The 14,959-nt window shown below is 73.5% G+C and carries 12 protein-coding genes; 8 read left to right on the plus strand and 4 right to left on the minus strand.

Annotated features, from left to right (window positions below; all coding sequences use genetic code 11):
• Positions 1-17: 17 nt before the first annotated feature.
• The 3 genes from ETD83_RS19565 to ETD83_RS19575 form a co-directional block, all read right to left on the minus strand.
• Positions 18-236: a hypothetical protein gene (locus ETD83_RS19565; protein ID WP_138646584.1), complete on the minus strand. Its 219-nt coding sequence runs from the start codon at positions 234-236 to the stop codon at positions 18-20.
• A 134-nt stretch (positions 237-370) separates the two neighbouring features.
• Complete coding sequence (locus ETD83_RS19570) at positions 371-1,162, minus strand: aldo/keto reductase (protein ID WP_138646603.1); 792 nt, start codon at positions 1,160-1,162, stop codon at positions 371-373.
• A 138-nt stretch (positions 1,163-1,300) separates the two neighbouring features.
• Positions 1,301-1,765: a MarR family winged helix-turn-helix transcriptional regulator gene (locus ETD83_RS19575; protein ID WP_205717771.1), complete on the minus strand. Its 465-nt coding sequence runs from the start codon at positions 1,763-1,765 to the stop codon at positions 1,301-1,303.
• Positions 1,766-1,897: 132 nt separating this feature from the next.
• Here ETD83_RS19575 and ETD83_RS19580 point away from each other — a divergent pair, with 132 nt between their 5' ends.
• The 8 genes from ETD83_RS19580 (at position 1,898) to ETD83_RS19615 (ending at position 14,286) form a co-directional block, all read left to right on the plus strand.
• Positions 1,898-2,806, plus strand: a complete 909-nt coding sequence (locus tag ETD83_RS19580; protein WP_138646585.1) for an acetamidase/formamidase family protein — start codon at positions 1,898-1,900, stop codon at positions 2,804-2,806.
• A gap of 312 nt (positions 2,807-3,118) precedes the next feature.
• Positions 3,119-4,180 (plus strand): LacI family DNA-binding transcriptional regulator, encoded by a 1,062-nt coding sequence (locus tag ETD83_RS19585; RefSeq protein WP_230421028.1) that lies wholly within the window; start codon positions 3,119-3,121, stop codon positions 4,178-4,180.
• Positions 4,177-4,890 carry a (Fe-S)-binding protein gene (locus ETD83_RS19590; RefSeq protein WP_138646587.1) on the plus strand — a complete coding sequence of 238 codons (714 nt, stop codon included), beginning with the start codon at positions 4,177-4,179 and terminating at the stop codon, positions 4,888-4,890. The genes ETD83_RS19585 and ETD83_RS19590 overlap by 4 nt, the downstream gene beginning before the upstream one ends.
• Positions 4,891-4,919: 29 nt before the next feature.
• Positions 4,920-6,341, plus strand: a complete 1,422-nt coding sequence (locus ETD83_RS19595; RefSeq protein ID WP_205717772.1) for a LutB/LldF family L-lactate oxidation iron-sulfur protein — start codon at positions 4,920-4,922, stop codon at positions 6,339-6,341.
• A complete protein-coding gene (locus ETD83_RS19600; protein ID WP_230421029.1) occupies positions 6,338-6,958 on the plus strand; it encodes a LutC/YkgG family protein in 621 nt (206 codons plus the stop codon). Before ETD83_RS19595 ends, ETD83_RS19600 begins: the two co-directional genes overlap by 4 nt.
• Positions 6,959-7,308: 350 nt before the next feature.
• Positions 7,309-10,296 (plus strand): helix-turn-helix transcriptional regulator, encoded by a 2,988-nt coding sequence (locus tag ETD83_RS19605; RefSeq protein WP_138646588.1) that lies wholly within the window; start codon positions 7,309-7,311, stop codon positions 10,294-10,296.
• 242 nt (positions 10,297-10,538) lie between these two features.
• On the plus strand, positions 10,539-11,633 hold the full coding sequence (locus ETD83_RS19610) for an alpha/beta hydrolase (RefSeq protein WP_138646589.1): 1,095 nt from the start codon (positions 10,539-10,541) through the stop codon (positions 11,631-11,633).
• A 61-nt stretch (positions 11,634-11,694) separates the two neighbouring features.
• Positions 11,695-14,286 carry a GMC oxidoreductase gene (locus tag ETD83_RS19615; RefSeq protein ID WP_138646590.1) on the plus strand — a complete coding sequence of 864 codons (2,592 nt, stop codon included), beginning with the start codon at positions 11,695-11,697 and terminating at the stop codon, positions 14,284-14,286.
• 214 nt (positions 14,287-14,500) lie between these two features.
• On the opposite strand, the gene ETD83_RS19620 is transcribed toward ETD83_RS19615, so the two are convergent.
• On the minus strand, positions 14,501-14,929 hold the full coding sequence (locus ETD83_RS19620) for a PPOX class F420-dependent oxidoreductase (RefSeq protein WP_138646591.1): 429 nt from the start codon (positions 14,927-14,929) through the stop codon (positions 14,501-14,503).
• Between the last annotated feature and the right edge of the window lie 30 nt (positions 14,930-14,959).

The raw sequence follows: 14,959 nt of genomic DNA on the forward strand, positions 1-14,959 counted from the left end.
ACAGCCGCCCGCCCCGGTCACCGCATGCGCAGCTCGGCCAGGTCGACCACTTCGCCCAGCTCCGCCACGGACGGGTAGTAGCCGCGCCCGACGAACGCCCCGTTCCGCGTCACCAGCAGCGCGCTCTCACCGCGGACCCCCGCGAACTCCGCCCACACTTTGTGCGCCCCGCTGAGCCGCACCGCGGTCACCCGCAGACCGCTCGGCCCCGTCCAGCTCCTTTGATCATCCCCCATGCACAGAACGTTACGCTCTGTGACTTTCCGTGACACGAGCGGGCTCCGCCGCAGGACGCGGGAGGCCCTCGCGGACCACCTCGTGGCCCACTACGAGGCGGCGTTCGTCAAGCCCTGACCGCGCCCGATCCGGCTCAGGCCGCCCCGAAGGTGGCAGGGTCGGGGCCGACCCGGATGCCCTTGTCCAGTTCCCCGATCGTCTTCAGGTCGTCCGGGGACAGCTCGAAACCGGAGAGGTCGATGTTCTCGGCGATCCTGGACGGCGTCACCGACTTCGGGATGACCACGTTCCCGATCTGCAGATGCCAGCGCAGGACGATCTGCGCCGGTGTGCGGCCGTGGTCCCGCGCGATCCGGTCGAGGGCCGGGTCGTCCAGCAGGCCCTGGCCCTGGCCGAGCGGCGCCCACGCCTCGGTGCGGATGCCGTGGTCCCGGTGGAACGCGCGCAGGCCGTCCTGCTGGAGGTACGGATGCAGTTCGATCTGGTTCACGGCCGGGACGACGTCCGCCTCCTCGATGACCCGCCGCAGCGTCTCCACGGTGAAGTTCGACACGCCGATCGACCGGACGCGGCCGTCCCGCTTGAGCCGCTCAAGCGCCCGCCACGTTTCGAGATAGGTGTCCCGGGCCGTCATCGGCCAGTGGATCAGGTAGAGGTCCAGGTAGTCGAGCCCGAGCCGGGACAGGCTCGCCTCGCACGCCCGGAGCGCGTTGTCGTACCCCTGCTCGTCGTTCCACAGCTTGGTGGTGACGAACAGCTCCTCGCGCGGCACGGCGGAGTCGCGCAGGGCCCGGCCCACGCCCTCCTCGTTCCCGTAGGCGCTCGCCGTGTCGATGCTGCGGTACCCCGCCTCCAGCGCCACCGTCACCACGCGTTCCGCCTCGTCGTCCGGTACCTGGAAGACCCCGAAGCCGACCTGCGGCATCGCGGCCCCGTCGATGAGATCAACGTTGGGTACGGTCACGGTTCCCCCTCTCGGCCCGCTTTGGCACGCGGGCCATCCTGCCCAGGAAAGGGACGCCCGAACCCGGTTCGCCGGACGGTCCGTGGTCTCAGCGCCAGGTCACGACCGGTTCCACGCGCGCTGGCCGCGGGCGATCTCCTGGAACGCGTCCTTGAAGGCGGCGAAGCGCTCCTCCCCCAGCTCCTCCCGGTGCCGCCGCTCGATGGCGGCGAGGATGGCGCGGGCCTTGGCGATCTCGTCGAGGCCGTGCTCGGTCGGGACGACGCGCTTGGCGCGGCGGTCGGCGGGGTCGGGCTCGCGCCGGACGTAGCCGAGCGCGACGAGCTCGTCGACGATCGTCCCGACGATCTGCTTGTGCTGGCCGGACCGGGCGGCGAGCTCGGTCGCGCGCAGCCCGTCCCGGTCGAGGAACGCGAGGACGGTCCCGTGCCGCGGCCGGACGTCCGGGTGGCCCTGCTCGGCCAGCCGCTGGAACAGCTCGTCCTGCAGGGCCCGCATCAGCTGGGCGGCCAGCATGCCCAGGTCGGGGACCGCACGCCCCGCGTCCGTGGACGCCGCGTCCATGAACGCCTCCCCATATAGTCACGTCTTCTGACTATCAATACTCGTGACTATAGAGTACCGGACGGCGTCCGTCCGCCTCGGCCAGAGCTGATCATAGGCTCGGGGAACGCCGATACCCCCGTTGGAGGAGCGATGCACTTCCGCCGCACGAGCGCGCACCACGCCTGGGACAACGCGATCCCGCCCATCGCGACCGTCGCTCCGGGCGACGAGCTCACCGTCGAGACCGCCGAGGCGAGCGGCGGCCAGCTCGGCGCGGGGTCGGGCACGGCCGAGGTCGCCGCCCTCGACTTCGGCCGCGTCAACCCCGTCACCGGGCCGTTCCGCGTCGAGGGCGCCGCTCCCGGCGACGCCCTGGTGATCGACGTCCTCGGCCTGGAGACCGGCGACTGGGGCTGGACGGCCTGCATCCCGGGCTTCGGGCTGCTCGCCGACGACTTCCCCGACGCGCACCTGCGCGTCTCCAAGATCTCCGGCGGGTTCGCGGAGCCGCTGCCCGGGCTCCGCGTCCCGGTCGTCCCGATGATCGGCACGATCGGGGTGGCGCCGCCCGAGCCCGGCCCGCACTCGATCGTCCCGCCGCGCCGCTGGGGCGGCAACATGGACATCCGGCACATCGGCCCGGGGGCGCGGCTCGTCCTGCCGGTCGGCGTGGACGGCGCGCTGCTGTCCCTCGGCGACGCGCACGCCGCGATGGGCGACGGCGAGGTGTGCGGCACCGGCATCGAGACGGACGGCGTGGTGCGGCTCCGCGTGGACGTGCGCAAGGGCGCGGCCCCGTCCACCCCGATGGTCGAGACGCACCCCCGCAGCCACCGGACCGGCGCGGCGCTCGCCACCACCGGCGTCGGCCCCGACCTCATGCAGGCGGCGAAGGACGCGGCCCGCGCCCTCATCGACGAGATCGCCGCGCGCACCGGCCTGGCCCCCGTGGACGCCTACCTCCTCGCCAGCATCGCCGCCGACCTGAAGATCTCCGAGGTCGTGGACGTCCCCAACTGGATCGTCTCGGCCCACCTCGAACTCTCCTACCTGTCGTGAAGGACGGGCCCGTCGCATTCTGAAACCTCCGTGGACGGTCCATCGTTGACCCTTCGGGTTCCGATTCGGTCGAGCGGGCCCTCAGGGACGGCCGGCGGCCCGGGTGGGGACGGCGCGGCGGCGGCGAAGTGAGCGCCGCGGCCGTGCGGTCCGGGCCGCCGGCCGTCCTTCTCGGCGCGGAGGGTAAAACGTTTTAACAGATGGCGATGGAATCCTAGGCTTCGCCCTCCTGACCTTGTGAGTAGGGTTGACACGTTTTAATCGATGCCTCCATGTGGGCGAGGCATCGGCGGACGGACTGGGGCGGGCGGAGTGAGCGCGGACGGCACCGGACGTCCTGAGAACGCGCGCGGGACGGCCGGCATCAAACAGGTCGCGGCGCACGCCGGGGTCTCGGCCGGGACCGTGTCCAACGTGCTCAACCGGCCCGAGCGGGTCGCGGAGACGACCCGGGCGCGGGTCGAGGAGGCCATCCGCGCGCTCGGCTTCGTCCGCAACGGGTCGGCGTCGACGCTGCGGGCCGGGCACAGCACCACGATCGGGCTGATGGTCCTCGACCTCGCGAACCCGTTCTTCGCCGACGTGGCCCGCGGCGTCGAGGAGACCGCCGGGGAGCGCGGTCACGCGGTGATCCTGGCGTCGTCCGGCGAGTCGGGCGAGCGCGAGCGGCGCAGCCTGCGCGTGCTCGCGGAGCAGCGGGTCCGCGGCGTCCTGCTGACACCGGTCGGCGACGGCGGCGAGGCGGCCGCGCGGCTGCGCGAGCGGAACGTCCCGGTGGTGCTGCTCGACCATCCGACGCCCCGCGCCGGCCAGTGCTCCGTCGCCGTCGACGACGTCGCGGGCGGCGAGCTGGCGGCCGGGGAGCTGCTGGCCGGCGGCGCCCGGACGCTGGCGTTCGTGACCGGCCCGGCGGCGCTGCGGCGGTGCGCCGACCGGCGCGCGGGCGCGCTGCGGGCGCTGCGGACCGCCGGGCTCGGCCCCGGCGCGATGCGCGAGGTCGCCGTCGGCGCGATGAACGCGCGGGCCGGGCAGGAGGCGGCGCGACGGCTGCTGGACGCGGGCCGGCCGCTGCCGGACGGGATCTTCTGCGCGAACGACCTGCTGGCGCTCGGCGTCCTGCGCGTCCTGTCGCAGGCCGGGCTGACGGTGCCGACTGACGTCGCGCTGATCGGGTACGACGACATCGAGTTCACCTCCGCCGCCGCGGTGCCGCTGAGCTCGGTGCGGCAGCCCGCCTACCGGCTGGGCCGGATCGCGACGGAGCTGCTGCTGGAGGAGTGCGACGATCCGTCCGGGCATGCCCACCGGCAGGTCATGTTCCAGCCGGAGCTGGTGGTCCGTGAGTCAAGTCGCCCGGGGGGAGGCGTCCGATGAGGCTCGCGCTGTTCCTGACCTGCGTGAACGACACGATGTTCCCCGGGACGGGGAAGGCGGCGGTGCGGCTGCTGCGGCGGCTCGGCCACGACGTCGAGTTCCCCGCCGGGCAGACCTGCTGCGGGCAGATGCACCTCAACACCGGCTACCGGCGGCAGGCGCTGCCCATGGTGAAGGGGTTCGCGGAGACGTTCGAGCCCTACGACGCGGTCGTGACGCCGTCCGCGTCATGCGGTGCGATGATCCGCGACTGGCATCCGAGGCTCGCGCCGCGGTCGGCCGGGGTGGCGTCCCGCGTGTACGAGCTGTCGGAGTTCCTGGTGGACGTGCTCGGCGTCACCGACGTGGGCGCGTACTTCCCGCACCGCGTCACCTACCACCCGACGTGCCACTCGCTCCGGATGCTGCGCGTCGGCGACCGCCCGCTGCGGCTGCTTCGCGCGGTCCGTGGCATCGACCTGGTCGAGCTGCCGGACGCCGCCGAGTGCTGCGGGTTCGGCGGGACGTTCGCGCTGAAGAACTCCGAGGTGTCGGCCGCGATGTGCGCCGACAAGGTCACCGCCGTCCGGGAGACGAAGGCGGAGGCGCTGTGCGCGGCCGACAACTCCTGCCTGATGCACATCGGCGGCGCCCTCACCCGCACGCGCGCCGGGGTCCGGACCGTCCACCTCGCCGAGATCCTCGCGTCGACCGAGGAGGAGCCGTCATGACCTCGTCCGCGATGCCGACGTACCTCGGGATGCCGGCGTTCCCGGACGCGGCGCGCCGCGCGGTGGCCGACACGCGGCTGCGCGGCAACCTCGCGCACGCGACCACCACGATCCGGGGCCGCCGCGCGGCGGCCGTCGCGGAGCTGGACGACTGGGCCGCGCTGCGCGAGGCGGGCAAGCAGATCAAGGACCACGTCCTGGAGAACCTCGGCCACTACCTGCGGCTGCTGGAGGAGAAGGTCACCGAGGCGGGCGGAACGGTCCACTGGGCGCGGGACGCCGCCGAGGCCGACCGGATCGTCGCGGACCTCGTCAAGGCGACCGGCGAGACCGAGGTGGTCAAGGTCAAGTCGATGGCCACGCAGGAGATCGGGCTCAACGAGTTCCTCGCCGCGGAGGGGATCACCGCCTACGAGACCGACCTGGCGGAACTGATCGTCCAGCTGGGGGACGACCGCCCGTCGCACATCCTCGTGCCGGCGATCCACCGCAACCGGTCCGACATCCGCGACATCTTCCTGCGCGCCATGGAGGACGCGCCGCCCGGGCTGACCGACGCGCCCGCCGAGCTGGCGGAGGCGGCGCGGCGGCATCTGCGCGCCAAGTTCCTGTCGGCGAAGGTCGCGGTGTCGGGCGCGAACTTCGCCGTCGCCGGCACCGGCACGCTCGTCGTCCTGGAGTCGGAGGGCAACGGCCGGATGTGCCTGACGCTCCCCGAGACGCTGATCTCGGTGGTGGGCGTGGAGAAGATCGTGCCGTCCTGGCGGGACCTGGAGGTGTTCCTGCAGCTGCTGCCCCGCTCGTCCACGGCGGAGCGGATGAACCCCTACACCTCCGCGTGGACGGGCGTCCATCCCGGGGACGGGCCGCGCGACTTCCACCTCGTCCTGCTCGACAACGGGCGCACCGCCACCCTGGCCGACGAGGTGGGGCGGCAGGCGCTGCGCTGCATCCGCTGCTCCGCGTGCCTGAACGTGTGCCCGGTCTACCAGCGCGCCGGCGGCCACGCCTACGGGTCGCCGTATCCGGGGCCGATCGGCGCGATCCTGTCGCCGCAGATCCGGGGCATCGGGTCGGACGTGGACGCCTCGCTGCCCTACGCCTCGACGCTGTGCGGGGCGTGCTTCGAGGCGTGCCCCGTCGCGATCGACATCCCGGAGGTGCTCGTCCACCTGCGGGCGCGCGTGGTGGAGAAGGGGCCGCGGCACCCCCTCGAACGGGTGGCGATGGCGGCCGCGGGGTGGACGCTGCGCTCCCCCACCCGGCTCGGGCTCGCGCAGCGCGCCGCGTCCGCGTCCCGCCGCGTCGTGGCGCGCCGCGGCCGGATCAGGCGGCTCCCCGGGCCCCTCGGCGCCTGGACCGAGACGCGCGACGCGCCCGCGCCGCCGCCGGAGTCGTTCCGCGCCTGGTGGTCCCGGACGGGCGGCGGCCGGACGGAGGACGGGCGGTGAACGCGCGCGAGGAGATCCTGCGCCGGGTCGACCGCGTGATGCCGGCCCGCCCGGCCGCCGAGATCGCCGCCGCCTACGACCGGATCGACCGCGGGTACGTGCGCCGCCATCACGACGCCGGCGTTCTGGACCTGTTCGCCGAGCGGGTCGCCGACTACCGCGCGACGGTGCTGCGCGTCCCGGCGTCCGCCGTGCCCGGGACGGTCGCGCAGCGGCTGGCGGCCCGGCCCGGCGCCTACGGCGTCCCCGGCGATCTGCCCTCGGAGTGGGTCTCCGCGCCGGACGCCGCGTTCGTGCGCGACCCGTCCGTCCCCGCGCTCGACGGCCTCGCGGGCGCGGTCACCGGCTGCGCCGCCGCGATCGCCGAGACCGGCACGATCGTCCTGGACCACGGCGCCGGGCAGGGGCCCCGCGCGCTGTCGCTCGTCCCCGACTACCACCTGATCGTGGTGCTCGCCGGGCAGGTCTGCCCGGATGTGCCCGAGGCGCTGGAGCGGCTCGACCCGCTCCGGCCGCTGACGTTCGTGTCCGGTCCGTCCGCGACGAGCGACATCGAGCTTTCCCGCGTGGAGGGCGTGCACGGCCCGCGCACGCTGGAGGTGCTGCTCGTCGAGTGAGGGCTGTCCACCTGTGGCCGCGGCGGGCGGTCACACGAGCGCCGGTTCGCCGCGGTGGACCCGCGCCGCAGGTCGGCAGCGGATGTCACGACGGCGGAACGATTTGTGCCCGCGAGGTTGACAGGGCGCGTGTCAGGACTGTTCATAGCTAGGAGACGACACGCTGAAGAACAAGGTGGAACGTCAGGGTGACGAGGAAGGGCCGCCCACGGGGTACCGCGCGGGCGGATGCGTGTTGCCCCTGCTTATTGACGTTCGACCCTATAGGGTAAAACCCGCCAATTCTCAGTAACCGCAACGAGAAGCATGATCACGGCGTATCGGCCGCCTGTCACTGTTGGGGTGTGGACATGGAGGGTCGTACCGGCCACGGCGACGCGGCGTCCCACGACCACGCGGCGTCACCGAACGGCGTCCCGCTCGTCGGACGGCAGGACGTCCTCCGCGCGTTCGAGGAGGCCCTGGACGCCACGGCGGCCGACGCGTTCCGCTTCCTGGCGCTGGTCGGCGAGCCGGGCGCGGGCAAGACCCGCCTGCTCACCGAGCTGCTGAGCGCCGCGGAGGCCCGCAAGCTCCGCGCGCTCGCCGGACGCGCCGCCGAGTTCGAGCAGGAGATGCCGTTCGGCGCCGTCGTCGACGGCCTCGACGACCATCTCGAAGAGCACGTCTCCGAGCTCAGCCCCACGACCGTGCGGCTGCTCGCCCCCGTGTTCCCCGCGCTGTCGGCCGCCGCCCTCCACGACGGGGGGCTCGCCGGGCACGCCGGGCCCGGAGGTCCCCCGGACACCACACCGGTCGCCCGCTACCAGCTGTACCGCGCGGTCCGGCACCTGCTGGAGGAGGTCGCGGCGCCGTCGGGCCTGGTGCTGATCCTCGACGACGTGCACTGGGCCGACGACGCCACCATCGAGCTGCTGGACCATCTCGTCCGGCATCCGCCGCGCGCCCGCGTTCTGATCGCGCTCGCCTACCGGCCCGCGCAGGCGTCGGCCCGGCTCGGCGCGCTGGTGCAGGCGTCCCTCCAGGCGGTCGGCGGGAACCGGCTGCCGGTCCGCCCGCTCACCCAGGCCGAGGTCACCGAGCTGCTCGGCCCGGGCGTCAGCGGGACGCGCTGCCGCGAGCTGTACAAGGCCAGCGGCGGCAACCCCTTCTACCTGGAGGCCCTCGCCCGCACGCGGGAGCCGCTGGCCGCCGGCGACACCGAGGGCGAGCTGCCGCCCGCCGTCCGCGCGGCGCTGCAGCTGGAGCTGAGCGGGCTGTCGCCGGACGCGCAGCTGATCGCGCAGAGCGCGGCGGTCGCGGCCGACGAGTTCACCCCGCTCCTCGCCGCCGCGGCGGCGGAGGTGAGCGAGGCAGCGGCGCTCGCGGCATTGGACGAGCTGGTCGCCCGCGACATCGTCCGGCCGCGCGCGGAGCGGTTCCGGTTCCGGCACCCGCTCGTGCGGCACGCCGCGTACCGGTCGGCGGCGGCGGGGTGGCGGCTCGCCGCGCACGGCCGGATCGCCGCCTACCTCACCGAGATCGGCGCGCCCGCCGCCGTGCGGGCCCGGCACCTGGAGCGCTCGGGCCGCGTCGGCGACCGGGACGCGATCTCCACCCTGGTCGAGGCGGGCCGGGCGTTCGCGACCCAGGCCCCGACGACCGCCGCGCACTGGCTGAAGTCCGCGCTCGCCCTGATGCCGACGACGGGCGCCGCGGCGGAGGAGGCCGAGGAGGCCGGCGACCGGGCGCTGCCGTCCCGCCTCGAGCTGATGATGGAGCTGGCGCGGGTGCAGACGGTCGGCGGGCACCTCACCGAGGGCCGCGAGACCGCGCGGAACGTCCTGAAGATGCTGCCGCCCGACGACTACGAGCGGCGGGCCCGCGCGGCCCGGCTCGCGGCGCTGATGGAGCGGCAGCTCGACCGCCCGCACGAGGCCCGCGCGCTCCTGCTGGACGAGCTGCGCCGGATGCCCGACCCGCGGTCCCCCGCCGCCGTCCCGCTGCGGATGCGGCTCGTCGCGGAGCGGATGATGCGCATCGACTTCCGCGCCGCGCAGGCCGTCCTGGACCTGATGCCCGACAACTCCGACGACTGGGAGCCCAGCCTGAAGCTGGCGGTCGCCTCGCTGCGCCCGATGCCCGCCCTCGCCGCCGGACGCATCCAGGACGCCCTCCGCTACCTGGAGGCCGCCGACCGGCTCGTCAACGCCGCACCGGACGAGCACGTCGCCGAATGGATGGACGCGATCGCCTGGCTGTGCTGGGCGGAGACGTTCATGGGCCACTTCCACAACGCGGCCGACCGGTTCCAGCGCGCGGTGACCATCGCCCGCGCCACCGGGCAGCTGTACATCGTCACCAACCTCATGTCCGGCCTCGCCCGCGCCCACGGGATGCTCGGACGGCTTGAGGAGGCGGCCGCGGCGGCCGAGGAGGCCGTCGAGGAGGCCCGGCTCCTGAACTCCGGTCAGCAGCTGGTGTTCGCGCTCACCCAGCAGAGCCTGGTGACGGGCTGGACCGGCGACAACGACACCGCGCTGCGGCACGCCGAGGAGGCCATCGAGGTCGGCGCCGGCGTCGGCGAGTGGTGGGGGTCGATGGCCCGCTACGCGCGCGCGACCGCGCTGATCGGGCTCGGCCGGCTGGACGAGGCGGCCGAGGCGGTGGAGCGGGCGGTCAGCGGCCCGCTCGACCAGCGCACCCAGCTGTCGCTCAACGAGATGATGGCCGGCGTCGAGGCCGGGCGGGGCCGCGCCGACGCGGCGGCCGACTGGGTGAAGCGCACCGAGCACCTGATCATCCCCGGCATGGACGCGCACAACGCGCTCGCGCGGCTGGCCCGCGCGCACGCCCTGCAGCCCTCCGACGCCGCCGAGGCGGCCCGGGAGGCGCTCGCGGCGGCGGCGACGTTCGAGGAGGCCGGGCACCGGATCGACGTGGGCCGGGCGCGGCTGCGCGCCGGGCAGGCGCACGCCGAGGCCGGCGACCGGGCCGCCGCGCGCGAGCAGCTGCGGCTGGCCGCCGACATCTTCTCCGGGTGCGGGGCGCGGGCGCTGCACGCCCAGGTCGTCCGCGAGCAGCGGCGGCTCGGCGTGCGGGTGCCGGCGAAGGGCGGCTCGGGCGGCCGGAACTCGCGGCTGCCGGGCGGGCTGTCCAAGCGCGAGTACGAGGTCGCGTCGCTGGTCGTCGAGGGCTGCACGAACTCGCAGATAGCCGACCGGCTGTTCGTCAGCATCCGAACGGTCGAGACGCACCTGTCGCACATCTTCGCCAAGTTCGGGGTGAGCTCCCGGGTCGGCGTGGTGAACGCGCTCACCCGCACCCTCGCGGACCCCGGCGCCCAGGGCACCGACTGACCCCGGTTCGCGGCGCGGGCCGCCCGTAGTCCGAAGCGCCCGTGGCGTGCGGTGTCAATAGCCCGTCGAGGTGGTTCCAGAACTTCCGCGCGGCGTGGACCATCACAGTAGTAACGGATGTCGGCACGGCCCCGCCCCGTCCCTGGTCATCAGGTTCCGGGGGAGAAGTACGGGTTTACCACGATGCCCCGAATCGGCGGGTCACAGCATCATCGTTGCGGGAAAAACGGAGGTGACCAGAGATGGAACGAGTGATCCCACGGTTCACGCTCGACGGCGTGAAGGACACGGGCATATCGACGTATCCGGTCACGACCGAGGACGGCCTCGGCCTGCAGCTGACCCGGTTCCTGCGCGAGGAGAGCGACGACGTCGTCCTGCTCGTGCACGGGCTCACCTCCTCCAGCGACCTGTTCACCATGCCGGAGATCCCCAACCTGGCGTCCCACCTGCTCGACAACGGGTTCACGGACGTGTGGGCACTCGACTTCCGGATGAGCGGCCGCTACCCGTACGACACCGAGACGCACCGCTTCAGCCTGGACGACATCGCCCTGTACGACTTCCCGCCCGCGCTCGCGGAGCTGCGCCGGCACATCGGGGACCGCAGGGTGCACGTCATCGCGCACTGCCTGGGCGCGGTGTCGTTCTCGATGGCCCTGTTCGCCGGGACCGTGACCGGCATCGCCACCCTGACCTGCAACAGCGTGTCGCTGACACCGCGGGTGCCGGCGTGGTCGAGGTTCAAGCTGGGCCTCGGCACCTGGTTCCTGGAGTACGTGGTCGGGCTGCCGTTCCTCGACCCGAGGTTCGGGGCGGCGCCGCGGTTCACGCGCCCGTGGATGGTCTCGCGGACGGTGTCGTTGTTCCACCGCGAGTGCGACGTCCGCGCCTGCCACATGCAGAGCTTCCAGTGGGGGGCGGGCAAGCCGGCGATGTACGAGCACGCCAACCTGCTGCCCGAGACGCACCGGCGGGTCGCCGACATCTGCGCCGCGTCCGGGCTGAACTACTACCGGCACGTCCGCAAGATGGTCAACGCCGGCCACTCGGTGAAGTACCGGCCGAGGGACGAGCGCTACGCGCGGCTCCCGCAGAACTACCTGGAGAACGCGCAGGACGTGGAGACGCCCATGCTCCTGCTCGCGCCGGGCAGCAACAAGGTCTTCACCGACTCCAACGTCCACCTGCACAAGATCCTGGAGAAGGCCGCGCCGGGGCGCCACGAGCTGGCCGAGCTGCCCGGCTACGGGCATCTCGATCCCCTGATCGGCAGGAACTCGCACATCGACGTCTTTCCGCGGATCGTCGACTTCCTGAAGCGCCACAGCGCATGAGAGCGCCCCAGCGCATGGAGACGCAAGCGACGGCGACGACCGCAGCGGAAGGTTCGGTTCGATGAGTGACGACATCAAGAGCGAGGACGTCGAGCACGTCGACGCGGTCGTGGTCGGGTCCGGGTTCGGCGGGTCCGTCGCGGCGTACCGGCTGGCGGAGGCCGGGCTGCCGGTCGTCCTGCTGGAGCGCGGGCAGCCGTACCCGCCGGGCACCTTCCCCCGCTCGCCCGCCGAGATGGGCCGGGCGTTCTGGGACCCGGACGCCGGGCTGCACGGCATGTTCGACGTGTGGAGCTTCAAGGGCTGCGACTCGGTCGTGTCCGCGGGGCTCGGCGGCGGCTCGCTGATCTACGCGAACGTGCTGCTGCGCAAGGACGAGCACTGGTTCGTCACCGACGGCCCCGGCGGGACGGGCGAGCCGTGGCCGATCTCCCGCGCCGACCTCGACCCGCACTACGACAAGGTCGAGAAGATGATGGGCGCGACGCCCTACCCCCTCGACCAGGTGCCGTTCGACGACACCCCGAAGACGCACGCGATGCAGGACGCGGCGGCCGAGCTCGGGCTGCAGTGCACGCTGCCGCCGCTCGCGGTCAGCTTCGGGTCCCACCCGGGCGGCAGGCCCGGGATGAGCCTGCCGATCGTGGACGCCGGGTACGGCAACATCCACGACGTCCCCCGGCGGTCGTGCCGGCTGTGCGGCGAGTGCAACATCGGCTGCAACGAGGGCGCCAAGAACAGCCTCGACCACACCTACCTGTCGGCGGCGGCGCACCACGGCGCCGACATCCGCACCTCCCACGAGGTGAAGGCGCTGCGGCCGCGGCCGCGGGGCGGGTACGAGGTCGACTACGTCCACCACGAGCCCCCGCAGCCCGGCGTCCTGTCGCTCAAGAAGCGGCGCCGCCCGCGCGTCCGGACGCTCACGTGCGACCGGCTGATCCTCGGCGCGGGCACCTACGGCACGACGTTCCTGCTGCTGAAGTCGCGGGAGGCGTTCCCGGGCCTGAGCGACGCGCTCGGCACCCGGTTCAGCGGCAACGGCGACCTGCTGACGTTCCTGATGCGGGCCACCGACCGCAACCGGGTCCGCCCGCTGAACGCCAGCCGCGGCCCGGTGATCACGACGGCGATCCGGCTGCCTGACGAGCTGGACGGCGTGCCCGGCGCGGGCCCCGGCGCCTACATCCAGGACGGCGGCTACCCCGGGTTCGCCGACTGGATCGTCGACGGCCTCGACGTCGGCAACGACCTCGAACGCGCGGTGAAGTTCGTGTGGGACCGGTTCACCGCCCTGTTCCGGGAGGCGCCCGACACCAACCTGTCCAAGGAGCTGTCGGACCTCATCGGCGACGGCGCGCTCACGGTCAGCTCGCTGCCGCTGCTCGGCATGGGCCGCGACACCGCCGACGGGCGGCTGCGGCTCAGGGACGGCCGCCTGTCCGCGGACTGGACGGCGGAGACCAGCGAGGAGCTGTTCAACCGCGTCCGCAAGACGATGCGGGGCATCGCGGACGTGCTCGGCGCCGACTACGCCGACAACCCGATGTGGTTCCGCAAGCGCATCATCACCGTCCATCCTCTCGGCGGCGCCCCGATGGGCGCCCACATAGGCGAGGGCGTCTGCGACGCCTTCGGCGAGGTGTTCGGGTTCCCGGGTCTCTACATCGCCGACGGGGCGGCGATGCCGGGGCCGGTGGGCCCGAACCCTTCGCTCACCATCGCGGCGCAGGCCGACCGGCTCGCGACGCGGCTGCTGGAGAACACGTCCGCACGCGGGGGTGCGGGCGGCCCCGCCGTCACCGCCCCGTCCGCCACGGGGGCCGAGCCGGGTGGGGGATCCGGCTCGCCAGGCGGGGCGGGGCATGGCCCGGCGGCGAACGGCTCCGCGGGGCACGGCTCGACGGGGAACGGCTCCGCGGGGAACGGCTCGGCGGCGTACGGTCCGGTCTCGGGGGACCACGGAGGGTCGCGGGGACCTTCCACCGTGGCACCGGACCGTACGCCGGTGGGAGGGCGACCCCCCGCACCCCCCGGAAGGGCCCTTACGTCGCTGTGGTTCACAGAGGAAATGAAGGGCTCCGTCACCTACGGCGAGACCGACCCGCGGACCGGCGGGAAGGCGGAGGGGCGGCGGCCGCTGTCGTTCCGCCTGACGATCACGGCGGACGACACCGAGGCGTTCGTCCGCGAGCCGGGCCACGAGGCGCGTGCCGAGGGGTGGGTCGACGCGTCCGGTCACGGGGGCCGGCGACGCGTCGAGCACGGCACGTTCAACCTGTTCGTCGATCCCTCGCCGGGCACGGACGGCGAGGACAGGCGGCTGATGAGGTACCGCCTGTTCTACACCGACGGCGACGGCAACGCCCGCACGCTCAGCGGCGTGAAGAACGTCCTGCACGGTCCGCCGACGCGGATCTGGCCGGACACGTCGACGCTGTACGTGCGGCTGCTGGGCGGCCACGTCGGCGAGGACGAGGAGGACGGCGCGGAGGTCGTCGCGGCGGGTGTGCTGCACATCCGGCTGACGGACTTCGCGCGCCAGCTCACGACGTTCCGGACGAAGGGTCCGGACGGCGCGGAGTCGCTGCTGAACTTCGGCAGGTTCTTCGCGGGCGAGCTGTGGGAGGTCTACGGTCCGGACCCCGTGTAGGCGGGGCGGGGTCCATCGGGGGGCCGCGAACGTGCAGGCCGAGGGAACTGCGGGGTGCTCTCGGCCTGCACCCTTTTTCGCCGGGGGTCGCGCGGGGGGTCGCGCGGCCTCCGGCCCGCACCGGCGGACCGGCTCCAGGCAGGTGATCCGGTAGTGGATCGTTCGACCGGGTCGAAGAATCGTGCACTGCCCGATCAGGTCGGCCGCCGGTACGTCAGGCGCGGACGTGGCCGTAGAGGCGTTCGACGTGGAGGCGGACGACCTGGCGGCCGTCCTCGGCCATGACGCGCCGGTACTCGTCCCAGTCGGGGTGCTCGCCGCGGATGTCGCGGTACACCTCGACGAGCTCGTCCACGGCGGCGTCGCCGGGGCCGGCGGCGACGGCCGACAGCTCGGCGGTCCCCTCGGCGACCGCGTACGACCAGCCGTCCCCGGTGCTGACGTGCAGGCTCGCCCGCGGGTCCCGGGCCAGGTTGCGGGCCTTGGCCCGGTCCGCGGTGATCGAGATCCGGACGAGCCGCCGGTCCGCGTCGAAGTGGTAGTTGATGTTGGACGACTGGGGCCGCCCGTCCCGCTTGAGGGTGATCAGCACCCCGAGGTCGTGCCCCGCCACCAGCTTGGCCAGCGCCGCGTCGTCCGTCATCGTCCGCCTCCGCGAGAGTCCGGTTTCCAG

Origin of the sequence: Actinomadura soli (assembly GCF_005889715.1) — a bacterium.
In the GTDB taxonomy this organism is placed as follows: domain Bacteria; phylum Actinomycetota; class Actinomycetes; order Streptosporangiales; family Streptosporangiaceae; genus Spirillospora; species Spirillospora soli.

Excerpts from the sequence above, each read along its gene's own strand:
- ETD83_RS19570 (WP_138646603.1), bottom strand. The coding sequence starts at position 1,162 with ATGCCGCAGGTCGGCTTCGGGGTCTTCCAGGTACCGGACGACGAGGCG.
- ETD83_RS19615 (WP_138646590.1), top strand. The coding sequence starts at position 11,695 with ATGAGTGACGACATCAAGAGCGAGGACGTCGAGCACGTCGACGCGGTC.
- ETD83_RS19590 (WP_138646587.1), top strand. The coding sequence starts at position 4,177 with ATGAGGCTCGCGCTGTTCCTGACCTGCGTGAACGACACGATGTTCCCC.
- ETD83_RS19605 (WP_138646588.1), top strand. The coding sequence starts at position 7,309 with ATGGAGGGTCGTACCGGCCACGGCGACGCGGCGTCCCACGACCACGCG.
- ETD83_RS19575 (WP_205717771.1), bottom strand. The coding sequence starts at position 1,765 with ATGGACGCGGCGTCCACGGACGCGGGGCGTGCGGTCCCCGACCTGGGC.
- ETD83_RS19620 (WP_138646591.1), bottom strand. The coding sequence starts at position 14,929 with ATGACGGACGACGCGGCGCTGGCCAAGCTGGTGGCGGGGCACGACCTC.
- ETD83_RS19595 (WP_205717772.1), top strand. The coding sequence starts at position 4,920 with ATGCCGGCGTTCCCGGACGCGGCGCGCCGCGCGGTGGCCGACACGCGG.
- ETD83_RS19580 (WP_138646585.1), top strand. The coding sequence starts at position 1,898 with ATGCACTTCCGCCGCACGAGCGCGCACCACGCCTGGGACAACGCGATC.
- ETD83_RS19565 (WP_138646584.1), bottom strand. The coding sequence starts at position 236 with ATGGGGGATGATCAAAGGAGCTGGACGGGGCCGAGCGGTCTGCGGGTG.
- ETD83_RS19610 (WP_138646589.1), top strand. The coding sequence starts at position 10,539 with ATGGAACGAGTGATCCCACGGTTCACGCTCGACGGCGTGAAGGACACG.